Origin of the sequence: Kocuria sp. CPCC 205260 (genome assembly GCF_040981045.1) — a bacterium.
GTDB lineage: Bacteria > Actinomycetota > Actinomycetes > Actinomycetales > Micrococcaceae > Kocuria > Kocuria palustris.
The window spans coordinates 1-536 of sequence record NZ_JAVKPT010000091.1; the positions used below are offsets into that span (position 1 = coordinate 1).

The 536-nt window shown below is 69.6% G+C and carries 1 protein-coding gene; it reads right to left on the reverse strand.

Features of this window, described 5'->3' with window-relative positions:
• A partial coding sequence (locus RF645_RS13335) for a DNA gyrase subunit A (protein ID WP_368819279.1) occupies positions 1 to 536 on the reverse strand: 536 nt, incomplete at both ends.

Sequence of the window (536 nt, forward strand, 5' to 3'; positions counted from 1 at the left end):
ACGCCGTCCGCGACCTCGCGCAGGTTGTGCGGCGGGATGTTGGTGGCCATGCCCACGGCGATGCCGGACGAGCCGTTGACCAGCAGGTTGGGGAACCGGGACGGCAGCACCGACGGCTCCTGGTTCTTGCCGTCGTAGTTGTCCTGGAAGTCGACGGTCTCCTCGTGGATGTCCCGGACCATCTCCATGGCGATGGGCGCCATCTTGGTCTCGGTGTACCGCGGGGCGGCCGCGCCGTCGTTGCCCGGGGAGCCGAAGTTGCCCTGCCCCAGGGCGAGCGGATAGCGCATCACCCAGCCCTGGATCAGCCGCACGAGGGCGTCGTAGATCGCGGAGTCGCCGTGCGGGTGGTACTGGCCCATGACCTCGCCCACCACGCGGGCGCACTTGTTGAAGGAGCGGTCGGGGCGGTAGCCGCCGTCGTACATCGCGTACAGCACGCGCCGGTGCACCGGCTTGAGCCCGTCCCGGACGTCCGGCAGGGCGCGGCCCACGATGACAGCCATCGCGTAGTCGAGGTAGGACCGCTGCATCTC